Genomic DNA, 22230 nt, shown 5'->3' with positions numbered 1-22230 from the left:
GATTAACTGTCTGCATTGGAGTAAGCGCCTGAAGGCTTCACTTCTAAAGCAATGTTGACCTGCTTTTTATACAGATACTCTTCAAAGCCATATGTGCCTAAATCTCCGCCAATTCCACTCTGCTTATAGCCGCTCCAAGGAGCTTCATTGAATGTTGGATGATAGCTGTTCACCCAGGTAATTCCTGCATGTAATCCGCGAATCACCCGCTGCGCTTTCGCACCGTCATTCGTAAATACCGCTGCCGCCAATCCAAAATCTGTTCCATTTGCCAGCTCCAGTGCCGCTTTCTCTGTTTCAAATACTTGAATAACCAGTACTGGCCCAAAAATTTCTTCCTGTACAATCCGCATATCTGGTGTTGTATTTGCAAAAATCGTCGGAGCTACATAATTCCCTTCTGCAAGAGAACCGTCTGTTAAACGTTCTCCGCCGCATAATAATTCCGCGCCTTCATCCAAGCCGACTTTGACATATTCCAGAACAGAATCGGCATGATCCGGAGAAATAAGCGGTCCCATTTCAGTTTGCGGGTCCCATCCCGGTCCAATCTTGATTTTGTTCGTGCGTTTTACTAATTCATCAACAAATTTCTCATAGATACTTTTCTCTAAAATTAATCGAGAGCCCGCCGAGCAAACCTGCCCCTGTCCGGCGAAGATGCCCAGCATGGCATAATCGACTGCCGTTTCAAAATCCGCGTCGGCAAATACGATATTTGGAGATTTTCCTCCCAGCTCTAAGCCGACTTTTTTAATGGTATCCGCTGCATCCTTCATAATTTGCTTCCCGGTATCTGTTCCGCCGGTAAACGATATTTTATCGACATCCTTATGCTGTACTAATTGATTGCCGATCACAGAGCCTGGACCCAACACCAGATTCGCTGCCCCGTCTGGAAAGCCGACCTCATCAATAATTTCAAATAATCTCAACACGGTTAACGGCGTTTGAGAAGCTGGTTTTACCACCACGGTACACCCTGCAGCAAGCGCAGCTGACAGCTTTTGCGCAGCCATTACCAGCGGGAAATTCCACGGAACAATAATGCTGACCACGCCAACCGGCTCCCGAATCACCATGGCCTGAATTTCATCGGGCACTTCATAGGTTTGACCATGCGGCTGCATCGCCAGTCCCGCATAATATTTAAATTGATGTACGGCATCCTCCACATCAACAATAGAATCCTCATAGATTTTTCCGTTATTTAATGTTTCTAATTTTGCTATTTCCTCTTTCCGCGCCTCCAGCTTCTCTGCGACATTCAATAGCAGGTCAGCCCTTGTTCTCGCATAGGCTTCACGCCAGCCATCTTCATAAAAGGCTTTTCTGGCAGCTTCGATTGCTTTGTCTGCATCCTCAGCGCCGCCGTCAGCAACGGTTGCAATGACTTGGTTGTTTGCAGGGTTATAAACCTTTCTGGATTTTCCGGTACTCCCGCTGGTCCACTCCCCAGCGATATACATATTCTGAACTTCTTCCGTATCTTTTAAAACTGCTTCAAATGCTGCTGCGTCACTCATGATACCTTCCTCCTTTGTATCTATCCTTTGAAGAATCCAATCAATTCAACTCTGAAATGCTCTCCGTCACTGTTTTGACGATGAATTGATAATCCTCTTCTGTAATACTGAGCGGTGGAGCCAGCTGAAGAATATTATTAAAGCCGGCAACCGTATCCCCATTTTTACCAACCAGCAATCCGCTTTGCTTACATTTAGCTACAATCTGATTGATTTTATCGACATGAATTGGTTCCTTTGTCTGTTTCTCCTCTACCAGCTCTATTCCCAGCAACAAGCCTTTCCCGCGGACATCCCCGACATTGGGATGCGTTAATAAATCTTGAAAATCTTCTAGTAATCGTGCTCCCAGCTGTTCCGACTGCTGGAAGAGATTTTCCTCTTCCATAATTTCAATATTCTTTAAAGCTACAGCACAGGCTGCTGGGGACCCGCCGTACGTATTCACTTGACGGAAACGATCGTATATATCTTCACCGTCAAATTGCTCAAAAATTTCTCTTCTGACTGCAGTAGCTGATAAAGGCATATAACCACTTGTAATTCCTTTTGCCATCGTAATAATGTCCGGTTTTACATCATAATTCATAAATCCGAACGGTTTGCCCGTCCTGCCAAAGCCGCAAATAACTTCATCGACAATCAGCAATGCTCCATGCGCCTCACAGATTTCTTTGACCCGCTTCAGATAATTCTCAGGCGGCATCAGAATGCCTCCTCCGGTAATAATCGGCTCCATAATCACACCGGCGATGGTTGAGCTAAGCTCCCATGTCATTAATTCATTAATTGCTTCCGCAGAGGATAAAGTCTTTTCATCGTCCGGGTTGCGATAAAGATCAGGCGGTGCTACATGCAAAAAACCTTGTGCTAACGGCTCATACTTATATTTTCTTTCAGCCTGGCCGGTTGCAGCGAGCGCTCCCATGGTATTTCCATGGTAAGCACGATATCTGGAAATAAATTTTGTCCGCTGTCCTTCTCCTTTATGCTGATGGTATTGCCTCGCTATCTTAAAGGCTGTTTCATTTGCTTCCGAACCGCTATTAGAGAAAAAGAACACGTAATCATCATCTAGAAAGCTGTTTAACTTCTCAGCCAATTGAATCGCCGGCTGATGACTGTGTGCCAGCGGAAAATATGCCAGCTTTTCCAATTGTTCATATGCTGCCTGTGCAATTTCCGTCCGTCCATAACCGGCATTAACGCACCATAATCCAGACATTCCATCTAAGTATTTATTTCCGTCAATATCTGTCACCCACGCTCCTTCAGCAGTTTCCGCAACCAGAAGATTCGGATCGGGTTTAGACCCTCTCATTGCGTGCCAGAGCTGTTTAGCATCTTTTTGCTTAATATCATTTGCTTGATTCATCGATTGAAGCATTGGCCAACCTCCTTATACACTTAATAACGCGCCGTCACCATTTTCTTTCGCGTATAAAATTGAACACCGTCCTTGCCATTTGCATGTAAATCTCCATAAAATGAATTCTTATATCCTGAAAACGGGAAGAATGCCATTGGAGCAGGAACGCCTAAGTTAATCCCTAGCATCCCGGAATCTATTTCCTCTCTGAATGTTCTTATAGCCTTTGCACTATCCGTGTATAAGCAGGCTCCATTCGCAAATTCCGATGCATTCGCTACCTCGATTGCTTCATCAATCGTATTCACACGTACAACCGAAAGCACTGGCGCAAACATTTCATCTTCCCAAATTTTCATATCGGTGCGAACATGATCAAATATCGTTGCCCCGACAAAATATCCGTCACTGTCTTTCTTATCTTCTTTTCCGTCTCTCAGTAAGGTCGCCCCTTCTTCTAAACCAGTTTCAATATAATCTAACGTTCTTTGCTTTTGTTCTTTCCGGATAACTGGTCCAAGAAAAGATGCTTTATCCGCCCCATCTCCGATAACCACATTATCCGCTGCCTGCTTCAAGCGTTCCGTCAGTTTATCTGCAACATCTCCAACAGCAACTACTACAGAGGCTGCCATACATCTTTGCCCAGCTGAGCCAAATGCTGCAGCAGTAATATTTGATACCGCATTATCTAAATCTGCATCTTCTAACACAATGCTGTGATTTTTAGCACCGGCTAGCGCCTGGACACGCTTTCCATTTGCTGCAGCTGTCTGATAAATATATTTTGCAACAGGCTGAGACCCGACAAATGATACCGCTTTAATTTTTTCGTGTTCTAAAATTCCATTCACAACATCATTGGAACCATGAACAATATTCAATACACCGTCAGGCAAACCTGCCTCTTTAAAAATTTCAGCTAATCGGTTGGCAAGCAATGGCGTTTTTTCAGATGGCTTTAAAATAAATGTATTCCCGCAGGCAATAGCTAACGGAAACATCCAGCATGGAACCATCATCGGAAAATTAAATGGTGCAATCCCGCCGACGACTCCAATCGGGTAGCGATACATTCCCGATTCGATTCCTGTAGCGATATCCGGCAGATGCTCTCCCATCATCAAGGTTGGAGCACCAGCAGCAAATTCTACGCATTCAATTCCTCTTTGTACCTCGCCCGTTGCATCATCAAATGTCTTTCCATTTTCTAATGTGATGATTTCAGCCAGCTCTTCCCTGTTTTCAATTAATAATTGCTGATATTTAAATAGCATTCGCGCTCTTTTTGGAACAGCAACTCTTCTCCATTCTTTAAAAGCAAGCTCCGCTGATTTGACAGCGCTATCAATTTCTTCAAATCCTGAAATCGGAACCTTGCCAATTTCTTCTCCCGTTGCCGGATTAAAAACTTCTGTATAATTTCCTGAAGTGGGTTCTACCCATTCCCCATTTATAAAATTACTTATCTGTTCAACCGTTCTTATCGTCGACATCGTATGCCCCCTTTAATTGGAATTTGTTTGACATATTCTCATTTTATTTAGATAATTAGCATAAGTAAAATAAATATTCATTATGTCTACCATTCAAAAAAATGATAGTAAGGAGCACGCCCATGACATTGCAGCGATATGAAATATTTAATAAAGTAATTCAGCTGAAAAATATCAGCAAAGCAGCAGAGGAACTTCACCTTACGCAGCCCGGACTCAGTAACGCGATTAAAAGTTTGGAATCTGATTTAAATTTAAAATTATTGAATCGAAACAGAAATGGAATTACCTTAACCAAAGAAGGAGAAAAAATTTATCAGTATACGTTGCAGATAGAAAAAATGAATGAGGCGTTAATGCAGGAAGCAAGCCATTTGAATGGGTTGAAGACCGGAACGGTGAATGTAGGTTCTTTTTCCAGTGTGACAGGCAATTGGATTCCTGACATTGTTATGAAAATGCAGGAGGAGTATCCAGGAATTGAAGTGAATATTCATGAAGGTGATTATGAATCCCTTGAAAAAAGGGTGCTGACCGGGGAATTGGATTGTTGTTTTAATACTCCGATTGAAAACAGCGGTCTAACCTTTTCACCGCTAAAAAAAGATGAATTATTTTGTATTGTTTCCAATCAGCATCCTTTACATTCCAGAAACGAAATCAGCGTAAAGGAGTTGTCTTCCTATCCGTTTATCAAACCCAAAAAGAGCTGGGATGATGAAATCAATGGACTATTTTCAAAATATAATCTATCTCCCAATATTAAATATGAAGTATCTGAAGATTTGCCGATTATTGCGCTGGTTGAAGCAAATCTCGGAATAAATATTAGACCGGAGCTAGTACTGCAAAGAGAAAAAACATCTAAAAGTATTCGGATTATCAAATTAAAAGAGGATGCTTATCGAATTATAGGACTATGTACGCCAACTAGCCCGTCCCATGCTACGCAGCTTTTTGTCTCTATTACCAAAGAACTTTATGAAGAACCTTTTCAATTATAAAGACGTCCTTATTTTCATATTTTTATTGCTCATACGAAAGCAGACCAATTACAGCTAAATTGATCTGCTTTCTATTTGTCTAGTTAAACAATAATTTTTAAATTGCTTAATAAACCTTATAAGCCTGGCCAGTCTGCGCACCAAAAACGCTCTTTCGATAAGCTAAGCCAATCCGTTTGGAAGATACAGGTTCAAATCCTTGGAATAGTTTACCATATTTTTCTTTTGATTTTTCCAGCATCGATGTCAATAAACAAGCTTGTCTTACACAAACCCCTGCCATTTTATTCATTCCGAACCTAACCTATAAAAGTGCACTTATCTTTTCCACATAAAAAAGATAGAGATGAACTAAATACATCTCTATCCAAAGAAGATTTCGGCTCAAAATGAAAATTACAGCTTTTCTTTCTGTCCATAGAATTATTTTATGCTGATAATTTTCCAATCATCCATTCGTTTCCAATACGAACTAAGCTTAAATTTAATATTACTTGTCCATTTGCAATTGACTATTAGTCAAATGATGTTATAACCCTATCAAATCAATATATTTAGAATAGATACCATTTTATTCTGTATTATAGCTAGTTATATTAACCAATTTTAACAAACTTCTTAAAGATAATAAAATCAAAGTTTAATAAGGCCTTCATCGAGATAATATTATCTTTCTTACTAAAGTCAATTCATTAAATCTGGCAATATCGTAACAATCTGTGGGAAGATAACTAAAATCCCAACGCATACAATCATGGCGATAATCATTGGAACAACTCCTCTGAAAATTGTCTGTAGAGAAATATTTTTAGCTACTCCTTTAATCACATAAACGCTTATTCCCAGAGGCGGCGTTAATGCACCAATATTAATAACCATAATCATGATGACACCAAACCAAATACCATTAAATCCTAATTCAGTAATAATTGGATAAAGAATAGGTAATGTAATAACCACTAAAGCTAAACTTTCAATAAAACAACCAAGTACAAGCAAAATAATAAGTATACCGATAAGTATAATATATGGGTTTAAATCAAGATTTCCAATGTATGTTGTTAGCATGACTGGGATTCTACTAATTACTAGAAACTGCCCGAATAAATTAGCTCCCATCAAAATAAAGAAAATAAATGCAGTTAGCCGAACGGATTCATTTAATGAACCTTTCAAACTTTCCCATGTTAGTTTTCTAGATAGCAAAGCAAACAATAAGGCACCAAACGCTCCGACTCCAGCTGCTTCAGTCGGTGTAAAAATACCTAAATAAATACCACCAATACTAACTAAAAACAGTCCGATGAATGGCCAAATATTTTTTAATGTACGTAACCTTTCCGAATTGCTTGCTTTTCCTTCTCTTGGCGGTGCAATGGAAGGGTCTTTACGAACAAGAATATAAACTGTAATGATAAAAATAGTAATCTGCAAAATACCTGGAATGATACCTGAAATTAAAAGCGCACCAATTGGTTCTCTTGTCAGAATTCCATATAGAATCAAAATAACGCTTGGGGGAATTAGAATTCCAAGTGTCCCACCTGCAGCAACGCTTGATGTTGACAATCCCGGTTTATATTTATATTTTTCCATTTCTGGTAAAGCAATTTTTGCTACTGTAGCAGTTGTCGCATTTAAAGAACCTGAAATAGATGAGAAAATAGCAGCAGTACCAATGGTCGCCATTGCAAGACCACCTCGCAAATGCCCAATCCAGCTATCTACCATTCTATATAAGTCTTTTCCAATTCCTGTATAAGATAAGATCATTCCCATTAGAATGAATAAGGGGATAACACTTAGTGAATAATCACTTGATATATCAAATGGCGTTCTCCCTAATTGTGCAAAAGCTACATCCCAGCCTCTAATGAGAGTCGTTCCTAGTAAACTGACGATGATTAAAGTAATAGCTACCGGGATCTTTAGAAAAAACAATATCAGAATCGCAATAATCCCTAAAAAACCAATAAGTTCTGGACTCATCTTTTACCCACCTTTGTAAAGTATTTGATGGCTAACAATAAGGCATTTAATACAAATACAATTGCTCCGACTCCAGCAACCGCAGCGAATAAGTAGATTGGAAGACCTAAATCTCCTGTTACCGTTCCTGAAGTAAATAATCGCTCAGCATACCAGAACAAGCTTAAAGCCATCAATACCATTACCACCATAATGATTAAATTAATAAACACTTCTACTATCCATTGTGCTTTTTCAGGTAACCGTTCCACCAAAAATTCAATTGAAATATGTTCTTCTTTTAAATGGGTATAACCAATACTTAAAAAAATGACCATAGATAAACCTAGTTCAGTAATTTCTACAGCACCGGTAATTGGCTGACTGAAAAGCCAACGCCCCACAACATCTGCAGTGACCAATATTACCATAATAATTAAAACAGCTTGGGCAATATAAACTAGGCCAGTATTTAATTTCGTTATCATTCGCTCCACCTTAATCCTCCTCTCTATCGCTCAGTTCCTCTTTTAATTCCATCGCCCGGTCATAAATTTCTTGAGCAGGATAGCCTTCTTCCGTTCTTTGCTCGATCCACTCATTAACCATTGGTTCTAGCGCTTCTTCCCATGGAATTAATGCATCCCCTTCTAATTCAATGACTTCCGCTCCATTTTCAATTGCTGTTTCCAGGCCAATTTCTCCATCTGCATCATAGATACTTCCAGCTTCTTTTGCCAGATCTTTTCCTATTAAATTATCCAGTGTTTGTTGATCCGCTTCACTGAAATCTTCATATGTTTTCTCGCTCATGACACTAAAAAATGGTGTAGCAGAAAAATCACCTATTGTTATATAATTGGTTACCTCATGGAAGCTATAATTATAAAGCGTTTCAAACGGGACAACTGCAGCATCAATTACACCTCTTTCCAACGATTCATAAACGTCCCCCATTGGCATTGAAATAGGCGTTGCTCCTAACGCTTCAATAATGTCGTTTCCCATTTGAGATGGCGAACGGACACGTAAACCTTTCATATCATCTGGTGTTTCTATTTTAAAATCTTTACTTATGATCTGGGCTGGCTCTGCAGAAAACAAAAATAAAGGATGGGTATCTGCATGTTCTTCCTGCATTTCTGGGAATTCCTCATATAACGTCATTAAAATTTCAGAAGCATGCTCTGCTGATTCCGCTAAAAAGGGCAGCTCCATGACAGTTACTAGCGGAAATCGACCCGAAGAATAACCATAAACGCTCAAAGCAATATCCGCTTCTCTTGTGACAGCCATATCATATTGTGATCCGGCATCTCCCAATGTATTTGATGGATAAAATTCCATATCAATTCTTCCATCTGTCTGTTCATTCAAATCAGAAGCGAGTCCTTCTAAAATATTTGTTTGAATAGGATGATTGCCAGGTTGAAAGTGAGAAACTATCAGGTTATGCGTTTCCTCATCTGAATTCTCTGATTCAACAGCCCATGAATCATTACAGGCCGCTAAAAACAATATAAAAAATAATAATATAATCAACAGAACTCTATTTTTAATGTTGCTGATTTGCATATTTTTTCTCCTTTCCTCTTAATAACCCTTCATTTTGTTATCTGTATCCTTTTTTCCAATCACTATAATAGAGCTTTTCTTTCATTTAGTAACCGCTTACAATTCATCCTCCAATATTAATGCATTAAATAATATATAATATCATATATAAACAGAGTTGGAATTTAACAATAATTGATTTTCTAAAAATATTCCTATCCATATGAATCATGGTATCAATCTTTAAATTCACTTACTAAAAAACGTACTTAAGTTTATTAGATGCATTTTTTCATTATCTATTCTTATGGAAAAAAGGATAGAATTGAAAACACTTCCTTCTAAATATGGCTCCCTCCATTCTAGAAGGAAGTATACTATTATTAAATGCTTACATTGATTAATTAAACAACTTTTGTGTTGCTTTATCTGGATTAATCCAATTATCATTTGTCCAGCCATGAAGATCGTAATCACTCATTGCTTGATCTACAAATGCTTTATATTTATCTGTTTGACCAGATGAGTTAGCCATCTTGAAAGCATCCAGGCGAATTCCTTCGTTGTTACCGGCATAGTTTATTTCATATAATTCGTTACGCCCTCCAAATTCAGTCCCCGTTGCATCCCAAACCATTTTCAAGAGCTTTACTCTTTCTTCTGCACTTATTCCAGTTCCTTTATAGTACTGATCGATGTATGGCCGAAGCTCAGGGTTAAGAAAATCTTGATTGCTTGATGGAAGCGAAATCAAACCACCTGCAACTACTTCATTAAATGTGTTTTTGATTATTGGCCATACTGTTGGTGCAAAGGTACGATAGGCAGTTGCGTACGTTGAATTTGGAAGTTTATAGCCTTTTGTACCTTCTTCCGGATTCAGTGCCATCGCGGTAGAAATAGCCCAAAACATATTACGATAAGAGATTACTTCACCAATTCTTGCCTGTACACCGCGAAAGTTATTTGTTCCAGCTGCTTCCGTCGCTTTAAGCAACATACCAACCATAAAATCAAGTTTTACAGCAAAACGAGTGCACCCTTGAAATGTGTATCGGTTCAACCAGCCTGTTTGCGGTCTAAAACTGTTTGCTATTTCTACATTATTATAAGTCAACACATCTTCCCATGGGATTAGAACATTATCTAAAATAATGATGGCATCATTTTCATCAAAACGACTTGATAATGGATAATCATATGGACTCCCCTGTACTGCAGCCATTTCTTCATAAGATTGACGACTGATTACTTTTACTCCTGGTGCATTCATTGGTACAAAAAAAATTAACGCATGACTTGTGTCACCTTCTCCTAAATCTTGCGGAGAATAGTTAGCTACAAAGTTATAATGGGTGAGAGCTGCAGAAGTTCCAACCATTTTGGCTCCGCTTACAATAATGCCATTATCTCTTTCTTCTACCGCACGTACAAATACATCTTTGTTTTCATGAAGTGGCTTATGTCTATCCAACTGTGGATTTACAATTGTATGGTTGCAAAAAGGCACTTCTTCCTGTCCTTTTTTATACCATCTTCTTGCATTGTCTTCAAACCCTTTATAGAAATCTGCATACGGTCCAAGTGATCCTAAAAAAGCAGCTTTATAATCAGGGGTACGCCCCATAAACCCATAACTGTATCTTGTCCATTCGGCCATTGCATCACGAGCTTCAAGTAATTCTTCAGCACTTGTAGATGCTTTGAAAAACTTATGTGTTCGAAAATCGCCTACATCTGATTTCGCTGTAATAATATCTTTTTTTTCTGGATCATGCATAGCATCATATAATTGAGCTATCGATCTTGCAGCATTCCGATATGCAGGGTGGGCAGTTACATCATCCACCTTTTCACCGTTCAAGTATACTTGACGACTATCTCGCAAGCTTTCTAAATATTCGTTACCATTCATTATTTTATATAACCTCCAATAAAATAGATATAATAAATTCTTTAGGTAAAGATTATCAAGAAAGCCCATGCTGTTATACAACAATTATTGTTTATTATAAATAGATAAAACAAACAATATATGTTTAAACGATACGTACTTGAAACTCTAAAAATCAGTGATTTTATCCTAATTATAGAACTTATACTAATTCAATTTCCCTCTCAGCATCGAGTACTTGTAATATAAGCATAATTTCATAGGTTACAGCTGGCTGACGAAGATCTTTTCCGAGCATTTCTTCTAATCTTCTTATTCGGTATCTTAACCCACTCATGGAGAGGTTTAACGCTTCCTTCGATTTTTCAAGATTCCCTCCATTTGTTAAAAATACATATAATGTTTTAATTAATTCAACATTTTCCTCTTTCTTTGTATAAATCTCTCCAAGCACATGTTTTGCTTTTTGTATGACTACCTGTTTATCTTTGGAATACAAAAGCAAGCCTGCGACACTAATGTCCTTGAATACCTTCATTTTGTCGGATGCGTCGGTCATTTTCAGTACAGTTATTGCTTCTTCATAGGATTCATTTGCCTGTTGAATTTTTTCAGTTAACGTACTTACACCAATACGAAATATGCTCGCTGGATATTTCTTTTCAATATAATGAAGCAATATCTGGCAGACTTCTCTCACACTTTTTTTATTTTGATCTATTTGAATAAGAAGAACGAGCATTCCTGAACGCTGACCAATTAAAACATTTGATCGATTTTTAAAATAGTGTTGAACAGTTTCTATTAATTGATCCTGAAAAAGCAGTTCATTTTCGGAACCTGCCCGTTTGTTATCATATTTCAATACAGCAATATAATAAGGTTTATTTAAATCTACTTGAATATATTGCCCTTGAATAAAAATTTCTTTTTCTGATAGAAGACTTCCGTCGATAATCTGATTCAAAAAATACCCTTTTATCCGCTCTATTGCTTCAAAGGTCGTTTTCTCATTTAATATATAGAAGGAACATATCGATGCAACCCTCTCCAAAATCATGAAATCCATTTTGGTAATTGATTTATTTCCTTCATACACAAAGGAACAGAACCCAAAACACTTTCGCTGAATCATGATAGGAACTATAAGATATTGATTTTTCCCATCCGAGCTTTTTCTCATTTGGTAATACTTTTCATCTTGTCTGTCATGAATCTTTGATTTAAAATCTACATAATCCATTGCAAACAAGTCTCTAGAAAATCCAGAATAAGCTAATAGTGATAAATCTGCATTTTCTATCATTATTGGTAATCCGATCTCATCGTAAATTGCATCAGTAATTGATTGAAGATCATTTCCATCCATCAATTCTGCTGTAAGACGATCATGAATTGCAAAGGTTTTTTCTAAATTGTTCCGTTCCTCGAGTAATTTTTCATAGGTTGTCTCCAATTCCCGGACAATTGGCTCATCATAATAGTACTTTAATTCATCTTCAATTGTTCCATTCCACTCAGGTATTGTTTTTCCAACATAATAGCAATTATCAAATCCAGCTGCTTCACATGACATTTCTTTAAATATGACCGTTTTATTACATATTTCTGAGTAGTATCCACTTGCGTAACCAACTAATGTGTAACAAACAGCTGCATCTGATTGGCCAAATTGCGTGATAAATTCTTCTGCTTCATAAGAGCCAGACCAAAACCCTTCTACGTGAACACGTTCTATTTGTCCAACTTCATCATAATCAAGTTGAAGATCTACTCGTTTTGCTTTTGTAAATCCTCTCATCATGTGCAATTCTGGGCCTTTTTTTAGGATCTCTTCCATAGAATAGAGATTCTTTCTTTGCATCTTTTCCGCATCTTTTTTCCCTAAATTCCATCCATAACGAATTAAGAAACCTTTCATCCGTTCTTCTGAAATATTGTCCATTAGATCTTTACGAAGGATTCCAAAAACAGCTGATGAAGTTAAAATTACCCGTTCATTATCTAAGTAAATTTTGCCTTCATTATCTATCATTTTTTGTGGTACCTTCTGATGCAAACTCATTTTCTCCACCTGCCTATATCCCCCGCAATTGCTAATGAATTCGTCAAAGCAGGAGTTACATTAGCATTCTTTATTAAAATGCAAGCGAAATATATTTCGTTTCCAGGAATTCTTCAATACCATGATAACCGCCTTCACGTCCTAGTCCGCTTTCTTTAAATCCTCCAAATGGGGCCTGTGGAGTTGACGGTGCTCCATCATTTAAGCCGACTATACCATATTCAAGTGCTTCACTAATTTGAATAGCCTGGCCAATATTTTCTGTAAATACATAAGCAGCTAGCCCAAACGGAGAGTTATTAGAACGATCAATTACTTCTTCTTCATTTTTAAAAGTGGTAATTGGAACTAATGGGCCGAATGTTTCCTCATACATACAAAGCATATCGTCTGTTGCATCTGTTACAATCGTCGGTTCAACGAATAATCCTTCTAAACGTTTTCCTCCGAAGATAACATTTCCACCTTTACTTGCCGCATCTTTAACTTGTTCTTCTACCTTTTCAATTGCATTCTGATCAATTAACGGACCAATATCTGTCCCTTCTTCATCTCCATTTCCAACATGTAGTTTGGACACCGCCTTTGCTAACTTTTCTTGAAAAATTTCTTTTATCGATTCATGCACATATACTCGGTTCGTACATACGCAAGTTTGACCAGCGTTACGAAATTTAGATGCCACAACACCTGCTACCGCTTTATCTAGATTGGCATCTTCCATGACAATAAATGGAGCATGACCACCTAGTTCTAGAGAAATCTTTTTCATCGTATCAGCAGCATCCTTCATCAATGTTTTTCCAACTTCAGTGGAACCGGTAAATGTTAATTTCCGAATACGACTATCCTCACTCCATGCTTTTCCAATTTGACTAGAGCTCCCAGTAACGATATTGATAACACCTTTGGGAATACCAGCTTTTTCAGCTAACTCCACTAATTTAAAAGCTGTCAAAGGGGTTTGGGTAGCCGGTTTAATAACGACCGTACACCCTGCTGCAAGTGCTGGTGCGACCTTCCGAGTGATCATTGCTGCTGGAAAGTTCCATGGTGTAATCGCTGCAACAACCCCAACTGGTTGTTTTTGTACAAAAATACGTTTATTCGTATGTGATGCTGGAATAATATCACCATATATTCGTTTTCCTTCTTCTGCATACCATGATATAAAACCGTTTGCATAATCTACTTCACCAATCGCTTCTTTAAGTGGTTTACCCTGTTCTGCAGTCATGATTTTTCCTATATTTTCTCTCTCTTCTTTTATCAAATCATGCCATTTCACAAGATAATTACTTCTATCTTCCGCAGTTCTTGCAGCCCACTCTTTTAGGGCAGCGTGTGCAGCATCTGTTGCTTGCTTCGCTTCTTCCATCCCGCCTTTGGGAATGGTTCCAATTGATTTATTTGTAGCTGGATTGATTACATCAATTTGTTCTAATTTTTGTCCAAACCATTTGCCATCAACAAACATTTTAAATTGTTGCATCGTATATACCTCTTTCATGTAAGATAGTGATTACTTTTTATATCGAGAATGGATGTTATTGTGCTTATAAGTAGGATTTGTAAGTTCATGTAATTCCAAAGACAATGCTAAGTATCGTTTTTTATAAATATCTGCAAAATGGTCTTTTATTGTCAAAAATAAATCATCACACAGCGCTTTTTTATCTTCTTCTGTCCTCCCGCTACCAAGTTTTAATGTAGCATGTACAAAGGCATCATCTTCTGTTCCATCTGCTACACAATAGTCTACTAACTCAATTGCTCTAGTTCGAAGACCACCAATTGGAATAATATCAGAATGAGAGAGAAGCGAATCGTTAACTTTTTTTAGAAGTGCTGGTATATCTGTTTCTTTTTTTAAATTGGTGGTATATTCAATAATAAGATGCGGCATAATCAGTCCACGCTTTCTCCATTATTTAGGATACTTTTCATTAATTTATTTTGGAAAACTTCTTCTCCGACAATGGTATTTACGAGTCTTCCGATTCCTTCTACCTCTGTTATCACTTCATCGCCGACCTTTGTATCTACAGAACCTTTGGGAGTTCCAGTCAGAATAATATCACCAGCGTTTAATGTCATAAACCCACTTAAATACGCAATTAAATGAGGGATAGAAAAAATCATGTCCGCTGTATTCCCTTGCTGCGTCATTTCTCCATTTACATACGTAGTCAACTGTAAATTCATTGGATCTTCAATATCTTCCTTATCCACTAACCAAGGGCCAATGGGTGTGCATGTATCACGATTTTTCACGCGAAGATTTGGTCGATAGTAATTTTCTAAATAGTCACGTAGAGCATAATCATTCGCTACCGTATAGCCACGTACATAATCATAGGCTTTTTCTTTTGAAACATTTTTTGCAGTTTTTCCAATGACAACTGCTAATTCACATTCATAATGCATAAATGTTACATCACTCGGACGATACGTTTCACCAAGGTGACCGAGAAATGTGTTGGGCCCTTTTAAAAATACTAATGGCTCTTTTTGCGTTTCTTTAAATGAAAGCTCTGCTGCATGATCCGCATAGTTCAGACCAAGTGTAAATACCGTTTTAGGTTCTACTGGTGGAAGCCAAGTAACCTGTGATTCTTCTACGATCCGGCCATCTTCTAATCTAATTCCTTCATCTGTTTCAGTTGCGTTCTGAATTAAACCATTATACGCTACGCGTGCATGCTTCATCCGATATCCCCTCCTACAGCTGCTTTTTCTTTTATGATTTTATTTGCTAGTATCCCGACCTGGTCAATTTCTATTTTGATGTGATCATTTTCTTTTGCAATCGGGGCATTTTCTGGTACACCAACCAATAATATATCTCCTTCATACAATGTCATAAAGTCTGTTACTTCTTCAAATAATTGTTCCACAGATCGGATTAAATTCGATGTCGTATTTTCCTGTCTTAATTCCCCATTGATATATACACGAATGCCAAGCTCATTCGGATTTTCGATAGCATCACGCTGAAGGATCCATGGACCTATCGGACAAAATCCATCTCTTGCTTTTTCTTTATATGCTGGACGATAAAGACTTTCATGTGGAATACTTATATCATTGATGATTGTATAACCATCTACATAGTCTAAAGCATTTTCTTTTCGAATTCGTTTAGCAGTTTTACTAACAACGATACCTAATGCAGCACCAACAGAAACTTCTCCAACTCCTTCTGGTAAAGGAATTGACTCCCCATATCCAATATGTGTATTAATCGGTTTAATGTATAATATAGGAGCTTTTGGTGGAGCTTTATACGGATCTTCAGTCATTGAAGTTTCTAATTGCTTATACTCTCCCTTATAGTTTAATAATGTCCCATAAACGGTTCCGTTTACAGGTACATCTAATGATAAATCATCTGGAAAGTACTGTTTTCCATCCACATTTAGCAAACCTTGATTGGTATCATAGATTCCTTCTTTTATCTGACAAATCCCTTGAGGTTTAAATTTCACGTTACTCATATAACAGCGCTCCCTTACAAGATTAAAATAGGTTCTGGTTCAAAATCGGATGGTATGAAGAAAAAGAGACCAGCAGCTTACTGGCCTTTCATTCCATTTTTTCTAGAGGTACGTTAAATTTATTTAAACAGACGCTTTCTCTTCTATTTTTCCATATTCAACAAGTGTTTCACGAATTTCTTTTTGTAATGCTTCAGATGGTAAGCCCATCGGTCTACGTAAAACAGGCTCAATCATGCCCATCATACCGAGTGCAGCTTTAACGGGGGCAGGGTTTGTATCTTTAAACAGAACATCATTCAAATTCATCAATTCAAAGTGAAGGTCCTGCGCTCGCTTTAAATCTCCTTCTTCCCAAGCATCATGCATTTCAGCAACTTTCTTAGGTTCTACGTTTGCAGTCGCGCTAATGGAACCAGCTCCACCGATTGTCAACATTGGATAGCACAGAAGTTCAATTCCTGAATACAATAGGAAGTCTCTTCCACAGTTAAGTAATACTCTATTAACATGTTCGAAATCTTTGTTCGATTCTTTTGCTCCTACAATATTTGGACAATCTTTGACTAAACGAGCCATTGTCCCTACTTCCATATTTTGAGCAGTTCGCCCTGGGATATTGTAAATAATAATTGGAATCTCTACAGAATCAGCCACTGTTTTAAAATGATCGTACAATGCTTCCTGGTTTGGTTTATTATAGTAAGGAACAATCACCATAGCAGCGTCTACTCCCATTTCTTCTGCTTTCTTCGTTAAGTACATGGTTTCATCATGGTTTGTAGATCCTGTTCCTGGGGCAAATGGAATTCGCCCATTAATGGTTTTAATCGCATTTTCCATGACTTGCACGCGCTCTTCGGTTGTAAGTGAGCTTGGCTCTCCAGAAGTACCTGTTACGGAAATAGCATGTGTTCCATTTTCAATCTGAAATTCGATTAACTCAGATTGTTTTTCAAAATCAATATCCCCATTCGCTTTAAATGGTGTTATTACTGGTGCGATAGAACCTCTTAAGTTTTGTTTAATAGCATCGTATTTATTACTCATTTTATACATAACCTCCTGTTAGTTTACTAAATATATAGAATACTTATATTACTGTACTTGGCTTTCTTTTTTCTAATGTTGGCTGCTTTGTTTCCACTTTTTCTCCTGTATAAGCATTTAAGAAAGTAGAGGCCTCTTCAAACCAGCTGTCCGGTGCTTCATGTCCCCAGAAAGTTTGTCGTTGTGGATCATCTAAATCCCATTCAAGAGGCTCAAAATCGGAATCGCCAGTGTAATAATCTCCGTTATATAATTCAATACGATGGCCATCTGGGTCTTTTAGATATAAGAAAAATGCGTTAGACAATCCATGACGTCCTGGACCTCTTTCAATCGTTGAAGACAATCCTTTTGCTGCCAGATAGTCACATCCATCAATCAGGCTCATAGGATCTTTCAACCAAAAACCGATATGATGCAAGCGTGGTCCAACACTATTCATAAATGCAGTATCATGTACACCAGGTTTACGATGTAGCCACGCTGCCCAAATATTCTCTTCCCCTTTGGAAGTGGTAAATTCCGAGCAGGCAAAGCCAAGCTCTTTTGTGTAATAGTCATAGGCTTTTTGTACGTCAGGTACTGCACAGTTAAAATGATCAATGCGCTGTACTTTAGCACCAACATGAACGTCAAAGCGTCGCAGCATACGATCTGCTTTGTCCATCTCACAATAGAATTCTACAGGTATTCCTGAAACATCCTGTATGCGAATGGTACGTCCAATTGCCTTTTGAGAACCTTTTTCCATCCACTTTACTTCTGTACCTTGGCTTTGGAAGAATACTTCTAATTTATCAAGGTCCTCTTCAGAATTTACTCGATAGCTGATTACTTCCACAGCAGCTTCGGCTTTTTTCTTTAGCCAGAGACAATGGTGATTATGATCTTCAATTGCACGATAGAAAATATTCTCATCATCCGATTCGGTTTCGATTAAACCAAGCGAATCATAAAAAATTCTTGATTTCTCCAGGTCTGTCACGTGAAGCACTGCACGTCCTGTTCGTTTAATATCAAAATTCATTATTATTTCCCCTCTCCGTTTTAGATTCTATTTTCCAAACTGTGGTATATGATGATCACCAATAGCTACATGGATAATTTTTTGTTCGGTATAGAATTCAAATGCATAGTGTCCGCCTTCACGCCCGATACCACTATCTTTCGAACCGCCAAATGGCGTTCTAAGATCACGCACATTTTGCGCATTAACCCATAGCATACCGGATTCAATCGCATGTGCTACGCGGTGACCACGTTTGATATCATTTGTCCATACATAACCTGCAAGTCCATAACGAACATCATTTGCTTTTTCAATTACTTCTGCTTCCTCTTTAAACGTCATTACTGCGATGACAGGTCCGAAGATTTCTTCTTGTATGACGCGCATCTCATTTGATGCATGTAACAAGATAGTAGGAGCTACGTAATTACCTCGGCTTAATTCTTGAGGAATATCGCCGCTAATTATTTCACAACCCTCTTCCTCAGCAATCCTAAGATAATTTTTAACATTGTTGTAATGTTCCGTTTTAATCAACGGACCAATTTGTGTATCGTCTTCCAACGGGTCCCCAACCTTAATATTCCACACGCGCTGTTTTAATTTTTCAATAAAATCATCTGCAATACTTTCATGCAGGTACAGACGGGAGTTTGCTGTACAACGCTCTCCATTAAATGAGAATATTCCCCAAGTAGCTGCATCGAGTGCTCTATCTAATTCTGCATCTTCGAATACGATAATTGGTGATTTGCCGCCAAGCTCCATGGAAAAACGTTTCAATGCATCTGCACCATTTTTCATGATCGTCGATCCGGTAGTTGTCTCTCCAGTAAAGGAAATAAGCTGTACATCAGGATGTTTCACTAATGCATCTCCAGCAGTTTCTCCAAATCCATGTACAATATTGAAAACACCATCCGGAAGCCCAGCTTGGTCGATAATTTCTGCCATACGATTGGCTGTTAATGGAGACCATTCCGCAGGCTTTAAAACGACAGTATTGCCTGTTGCTAATGCCGGTGCAATTTTCCACGTTTCCAACATAAATGGAGCGTTCCAAGGAGTAATCAATCCCGCAACACCAACTGCAGAACGTACCGTATAGTTAATAAATTCGTCGTCTACTTGATATACTTCTCCATACATTTGACTTTTCACCGTATCTGCGTAAAATCGGAAGTTATTCGCAGAACGTGATACTTGTTTTCTCGTTTGGCTGATTGGAAGGCCAGTGTCCAATGATTCTAATAATGCAATTTCATCTGTATGTTGTTCAATCAAATCACCGATTTTATACACATACGCCAAACGTTCAGCTTGTTTTAAATTTCCCCACTCACCTTTAAATGCTTTTTTTGCATTTTGCACAGCTTTATCAATGTCTGCTGCTTGGCCTGAAGCAATATTATTTATTTTCTCATTTGTAAAAGGGCTAATATTCTCAAACGTTCCATTGTCCTCAGCATCAACGAATTCACCATTAATATATAGCTTAATATCTTCTAGTTTATTTGCTAATTCTTCGTGTTTCCCTGACACAATATCCACTCCTTCAATTAAATTATATTTTATTATATATGAAATAATATATGATTTTAAGTTTTTTTCTATATTTCTGATGATTATTTTTTCATCCGCTAATTTAGATAGCGTTTTCATATTCATTTAAACATTAACTGAGGATAAAACAATTACAAGGAAGGCACTTTATATAAAAGTAGTGCCATTTGGCTGTGTTTTTCTTTCATGGAATGATTTAACTGTATTTAATTTATGCGATCTAACTGCTATTTCTATTAATTGAGAATCAGCATCCTCCCTTAGTAATTGAATGATATGCTCATGTTCGTCAATCGACTCTTTCGCTCTTTTTGGGTTAAATGTTGACCCAGTCAAACGAATGGAATCCAGCTGCATCCATGTTTTTCGAATGGATTCAATTAAATACTGATTCGGGCAGTTATCATACGTTAAGTCATGGAATTCTCGATTTAACTCACCAAATTTTCCAAACTCAAATTCAGCTAAAGCCCCTTTCATTTCTTGATTTAAGTCTGTTAAGATTTTTATCTTTTCATCTGTAAATGTTGTTTTGCTAAGTGCTGTAGCATATCCTTCCAAAACTGCCAGGGTAGAAAGTGTATCGATATACTTGCTTTCATCAATTGGTGTTACAACTGGTCCAATATTTTGTTGATATTCGATTAAACCTTCCGCTTCTAATTGACGCACTGCCTCCCGAATTGGAATAGCACTTGTTGCTAATTCTTTGACAAGTTGATTAATCACAATCCGCTGTCCTGGAACATAAAAACCTTCCATAATTTTTGATTTCATATAGTCGTATGCTTTTTGTTTTTTACTTACTTGTTTAATATTATTCATAGTGACTTTATACTATACGAATTATAGCGTTTGGTCAAAGATTCTTTTGTTAAGCGTATTCTTTCTGCCTATAATCCCCATATTTACCGCAGTAAAAAGTTAATGGATTACCTTCTGTAACTTTTACATCTTTTACTTTGCCAATAAAAAGCGTATGATCACCGACTACAATTTCTTGATCTACATCACAAACTACAGAAGCCAGAGCATCTTTAATCACCGGTACACCCTGAACGTCACCAAAGTCAACACCATCTTCTTTTTTCTTTTGACCAGCAAAATTCATCGAAATATCCTGTTGCTTATCAGATAGGAAATTTACTGCATACTGCCCTGATGCTTTTATTTTTTGGAGCATATTCGCCTTGTTATCAATGGAAATCGTTATCAATTTCGGATCTAATGAAATAGACATAAATGCATTCGCTGTCATACCATGCGTATTGGTACCATCATTTGTTGTGATAACTGTTACACCTGTGGCAAATTTCCCCATTGCATTACGAAACTCTCTACTATCCATGATTACTCCTCCTTTAATTTGATACCGAAAGACTCTCTGTTACTTCGGCCTTACTAATAAATTCAATGGAACAAATATCTCCATATTCATGGACTGGATCCATAAATTCCAATATATTATCATCATTTGAATCAGGCCTTCGATGGAATTTTCCGTATGAAATTTTTGTCCCATGATTCACTTTTACAATATAAGACCCATGGCTTGGAAAAATCGATTTATCATTAGGCTGCACGACAACATTTCTATTTATTTTATATTGAAGGATATTCACGTTCACCTCATAATTGGAACCTAAATAATAAGGTACCAAATCTATATCGCCTTCCTGTACCAAACCTCTTATAAGCGTAGAGCTTATTTTTTCCTCCATATAGGTTTTTTTAGGAATAACAGATAAACCAAAGCCTGATTTTTTTGATTGCATTCTTAGAAGTTGTGTATTCCCCTGTGCCTTAAAACCAAATGTGAAATCAAACCCTACGACAACGTGTCTCGTGTTAGAATTCAATATATACTTTTGGATAAAATCAGCCGGAAGGAGTGAAGCGAAAGTGCGATCAAACTCCATGATAAATAATTTATCAACACCCATAGCTTTCATTTTTTTCTTTTTTTCCGGTAATGTCATCAAATACTTATGATCCGTATCTCCTTTTAATACTTCGTTAGGATGCGGACTAAATGTCATTACAGTAAAAAGAACATTTTGTTTCTTTGCAAGCTCTTTGGCATGATTTAATAATTCTTGATGCCCTAAATGTACGCCATCGAAAAATCCAATTGCCATGATATGAGGTTGCTTAGATATTTGTTCATCTAAATGAGTCAGGTTAACCACTTCCATCATAGATTCCTCCTTCCTGCTGCATTGTTTTCTAACTCAC

20 protein-coding genes are annotated in these 22230 nt (G+C 37.6%); 1 reads left to right on the top strand and 19 read right to left on the bottom strand.

What is annotated here, in order from left to right:
• Window positions 1–2: 2 nt before the first annotated feature.
• Genes ACFO3P_RS19670 through ACFO3P_RS19660 form a run of 3 tightly spaced genes read right to left on the bottom strand, consistent with a single transcriptional unit; the run spans window position 3 to window position 4391 of the window.
• Window positions 3–1526, bottom strand: a complete 1524-nt coding sequence (locus ACFO3P_RS19670) for an aldehyde dehydrogenase family protein (protein ID WP_289584647.1) — start codon at window positions 1524–1526, stop codon at window positions 3–5.
• Between the two features lie 40 nt (window positions 1527–1566).
• Window positions 1567–2913 (bottom strand): aspartate aminotransferase family protein, encoded by a 1347-nt coding sequence (locus tag ACFO3P_RS19665; protein ID WP_289584648.1) that lies wholly within the window; start codon window positions 2911–2913, stop codon window positions 1567–1569.
• Between the two features lie 20 nt (window positions 2914–2933).
• A complete protein-coding gene (locus tag ACFO3P_RS19660; RefSeq protein ID WP_289584649.1) occupies window positions 2934–4391 on the bottom strand; it encodes a CoA-acylating methylmalonate-semialdehyde dehydrogenase in 1458 nt (485 codons plus the stop codon).
• 122 nt (window positions 4392–4513) lie between these two features.
• Here ACFO3P_RS19660 and ACFO3P_RS19655 point away from each other — a divergent pair, with 122 nt between their 5' ends.
• Window positions 4514–5395 (top strand): LysR family transcriptional regulator, encoded by an 882-nt coding sequence (locus ACFO3P_RS19655; RefSeq protein ID WP_256706096.1) that lies wholly within the window; start codon window positions 4514–4516, stop codon window positions 5393–5395.
• Window positions 5396–5501: 106 nt separating this feature from the next.
• On the opposite strand, the gene ACFO3P_RS19650 is transcribed toward ACFO3P_RS19655, so the two are convergent.
• The 16 genes from ACFO3P_RS19650 to ACFO3P_RS19575 form a co-directional block, all read right to left on the bottom strand.
• Window positions 5502–5687, bottom strand: a complete 186-nt coding sequence (locus ACFO3P_RS19650; protein WP_226894952.1) for a Rossmann-fold NAD(P)-binding domain-containing protein — start codon at window positions 5685–5687, stop codon at window positions 5502–5504.
• A gap of 392 nt (window positions 5688–6079) precedes the next feature.
• Entirely contained in the window at window positions 6080–7384 is a 1305-nt protein-coding gene (locus ACFO3P_RS19645; RefSeq protein WP_289584650.1) for a TRAP transporter large permease, read from the bottom strand.
• Window positions 7381–7851 carry a TRAP transporter small permease gene (locus ACFO3P_RS19640; protein ID WP_226894964.1) on the bottom strand — a complete coding sequence of 157 codons (471 nt, stop codon included), beginning with the start codon at window positions 7849–7851 and terminating at the stop codon, window positions 7381–7383. The genes ACFO3P_RS19645 and ACFO3P_RS19640 overlap by 4 nt, the downstream gene beginning before the upstream one ends.
• 10 nt (window positions 7852–7861) lie before the next feature.
• A complete protein-coding gene (locus ACFO3P_RS19635; protein ID WP_193064125.1) occupies window positions 7862–8938 on the bottom strand; it encodes a TRAP transporter substrate-binding protein in 1077 nt (358 codons plus the stop codon).
• Window positions 8939–9317: 379 nt separating this feature from the next.
• Entirely contained in the window at window positions 9318–10832 is a 1515-nt protein-coding gene (locus ACFO3P_RS19630) for a 4-hydroxyphenylacetate 3-hydroxylase family protein (RefSeq protein ID WP_289584651.1), read from the bottom strand.
• A gap of 181 nt (window positions 10833–11013) precedes the next feature.
• The gene (locus ACFO3P_RS19625; protein WP_193064127.1) at window positions 11014–12876 is read right to left on the bottom strand and encodes a XylR N-terminal domain-containing protein; all 1863 of its coding nucleotides are present in this window, start codon (window positions 12874–12876) and stop codon (window positions 11014–11016) included.
• Between the two features lie 73 nt (window positions 12877–12949).
• Window positions 12950–14368 (bottom strand): NAD-dependent succinate-semialdehyde dehydrogenase, encoded by a 1419-nt coding sequence (locus ACFO3P_RS19620; protein ID WP_289584652.1) that lies wholly within the window; start codon window positions 14366–14368, stop codon window positions 12950–12952.
• 30 nt (window positions 14369–14398) lie between these two features.
• Window positions 14399–14782, bottom strand: coding sequence for a 5-carboxymethyl-2-hydroxymuconate Delta-isomerase (locus ACFO3P_RS19615; RefSeq protein ID WP_193064129.1), 384 nt, complete (start codon window positions 14780–14782; stop codon window positions 14399–14401).
• A 2-nt stretch (window positions 14783–14784) separates the two neighbouring features.
• Window positions 14785–15585, bottom strand: coding sequence for a fumarylacetoacetate hydrolase family protein (locus ACFO3P_RS19610; protein ID WP_193064130.1), 801 nt, complete (start codon window positions 15583–15585; stop codon window positions 14785–14787).
• On the bottom strand, window positions 15582–16373 hold the full coding sequence (locus tag ACFO3P_RS19605) for a fumarylacetoacetate hydrolase family protein (RefSeq protein ID WP_193064131.1): 792 nt from the start codon (window positions 16371–16373) through the stop codon (window positions 15582–15584). Before ACFO3P_RS19605 ends, ACFO3P_RS19610 begins: the two co-directional genes overlap by 4 nt.
• Before the next feature lie 123 nt (window positions 16374–16496).
• Entirely contained in the window at window positions 16497–17423 is a 927-nt protein-coding gene (gene hpaI, locus ACFO3P_RS19600) for a 2,4-dihydroxyhept-2-ene-1,7-dioic acid aldolase (RefSeq protein WP_193064132.1), read from the bottom strand.
• Between the two features lie 43 nt (window positions 17424–17466).
• Window positions 17467–18450: a 3,4-dihydroxyphenylacetate 2,3-dioxygenase gene (gene hpaD, locus ACFO3P_RS19595; protein WP_212929303.1), complete on the bottom strand. Its 984-nt coding sequence runs from the start codon at window positions 18448–18450 to the stop codon at window positions 17467–17469.
• Between the two features lie 27 nt (window positions 18451–18477).
• Window positions 18478–19974, bottom strand: coding sequence for a 5-carboxymethyl-2-hydroxymuconate semialdehyde dehydrogenase (gene hpaE, locus ACFO3P_RS19590; protein ID WP_193064134.1), 1497 nt, complete (start codon window positions 19972–19974; stop codon window positions 18478–18480).
• Window positions 19975–20142: 168 nt separating this feature from the next.
• Window positions 20143–20820: a GntR family transcriptional regulator gene (locus ACFO3P_RS19585; protein ID WP_193064135.1), complete on the bottom strand. Its 678-nt coding sequence runs from the start codon at window positions 20818–20820 to the stop codon at window positions 20143–20145.
• Window positions 20821–20869: 49 nt separating this feature from the next.
• Entirely contained in the window at window positions 20870–21343 is a 474-nt protein-coding gene (locus ACFO3P_RS19580; protein WP_193064136.1) for a flavin reductase family protein, read from the bottom strand.
• 13 nt (window positions 21344–21356) lie between these two features.
• Entirely contained in the window at window positions 21357–22190 is an 834-nt protein-coding gene (locus ACFO3P_RS19575; RefSeq protein ID WP_212929305.1) for an FAD synthetase family protein, read from the bottom strand.
• Window positions 22191–22230 lie beyond the last annotated feature (40 nt).

The sequence above is a fragment of the Oceanobacillus aidingensis genome, from assembly GCF_042654105.1.
In the GTDB taxonomy this organism is placed as follows: Bacteria; Bacillota; Bacilli; order Bacillales; family Amphibacillaceae; genus Oceanobacillus; species Oceanobacillus oncorhynchi.
Note: the sequence above shows the minus strand (reverse complement) of the source record. Positions and strands in the feature narration are given on the sequence as shown.

Bases quoted from the DNA above. Each gene is read 5' to 3' on its own strand.
- ACFO3P_RS19670 (WP_289584647.1), bottom strand. From the start codon at position 1,526: ATGAGTGACGCAGCAGCATTTGAAGCAGTTTTAAAAGATACGGAAGAA.
- ACFO3P_RS19665 (WP_289584648.1), bottom strand. From the start codon at position 2,913: ATGCTTCAATCGATGAATCAAGCAAATGATATTAAGCAAAAAGATGCT.
- ACFO3P_RS19660 (WP_289584649.1), bottom strand. From the start codon at position 4,391: ATGTCGACGATAAGAACGGTTGAACAGATAAGTAATTTTATAAATGGG.
- ACFO3P_RS19655 (WP_256706096.1), top strand. From the start codon at position 4,514: ATGACATTGCAGCGATATGAAATATTTAATAAAGTAATTCAGCTGAAA.
- ACFO3P_RS19650 (WP_226894952.1), bottom strand. From the start codon at position 5,687: ATGAATAAAATGGCAGGGGTTTGTGTAAGACAAGCTTGTTTATTGACA.
- ACFO3P_RS19645 (WP_289584650.1), bottom strand. From the start codon at position 7,384: ATGAGTCCAGAACTTATTGGTTTTTTAGGGATTATTGCGATTCTGATA.
- ACFO3P_RS19640 (WP_226894964.1), bottom strand. From the start codon at position 7,851: ATGATAACGAAATTAAATACTGGCCTAGTTTATATTGCCCAAGCTGTT.
- ACFO3P_RS19635 (WP_193064125.1), bottom strand. From the start codon at position 8,938: ATGCAAATCAGCAACATTAAAAATAGAGTTCTGTTGATTATATTATTA.
- ACFO3P_RS19630 (WP_289584651.1), bottom strand. From the start codon at position 10,832: ATGAATGGTAACGAATATTTAGAAAGCTTGCGAGATAGTCGTCAAGTA.
- ACFO3P_RS19625 (WP_193064127.1), bottom strand. From the start codon at position 12,876: ATGAGTTTGCATCAGAAGGTACCACAAAAAATGATAGATAATGAAGGC.
- ACFO3P_RS19620 (WP_289584652.1), bottom strand. From the start codon at position 14,368: ATGCAACAATTTAAAATGTTTGTTGATGGCAAATGGTTTGGACAAAAA.
- ACFO3P_RS19615 (WP_193064129.1), bottom strand. From the start codon at position 14,782: ATGCCGCATCTTATTATTGAATATACCACCAATTTAAAAAAAGAAACA.
- ACFO3P_RS19610 (WP_193064130.1), bottom strand. From the start codon at position 15,585: ATGAAGCATGCACGCGTAGCGTATAATGGTTTAATTCAGAACGCAACT.
- ACFO3P_RS19605 (WP_193064131.1), bottom strand. From the start codon at position 16,373: ATGAGTAACGTGAAATTTAAACCTCAAGGGATTTGTCAGATAAAAGAA.
- hpaI (WP_193064132.1), bottom strand. From the start codon at position 17,423: ATGAGTAATAAATACGATGCTATTAAACAAAACTTAAGAGGTTCTATC.
- hpaD (WP_212929303.1), bottom strand. From the start codon at position 18,450: ATGAATTTTGATATTAAACGAACAGGACGTGCAGTGCTTCACGTGACA.
- ACFO3P_RS19585 (WP_193064135.1), bottom strand. From the start codon at position 20,820: ATGAATAATATTAAACAAGTAAGTAAAAAACAAAAAGCATACGACTAT.
- ACFO3P_RS19580 (WP_193064136.1), bottom strand. From the start codon at position 21,343: ATGGATAGTAGAGAGTTTCGTAATGCAATGGGGAAATTTGCCACAGGT.
- ACFO3P_RS19575 (WP_212929305.1), bottom strand. From the start codon at position 22,190: ATGGAAGTGGTTAACCTGACTCATTTAGATGAACAAATATCTAAGCAA.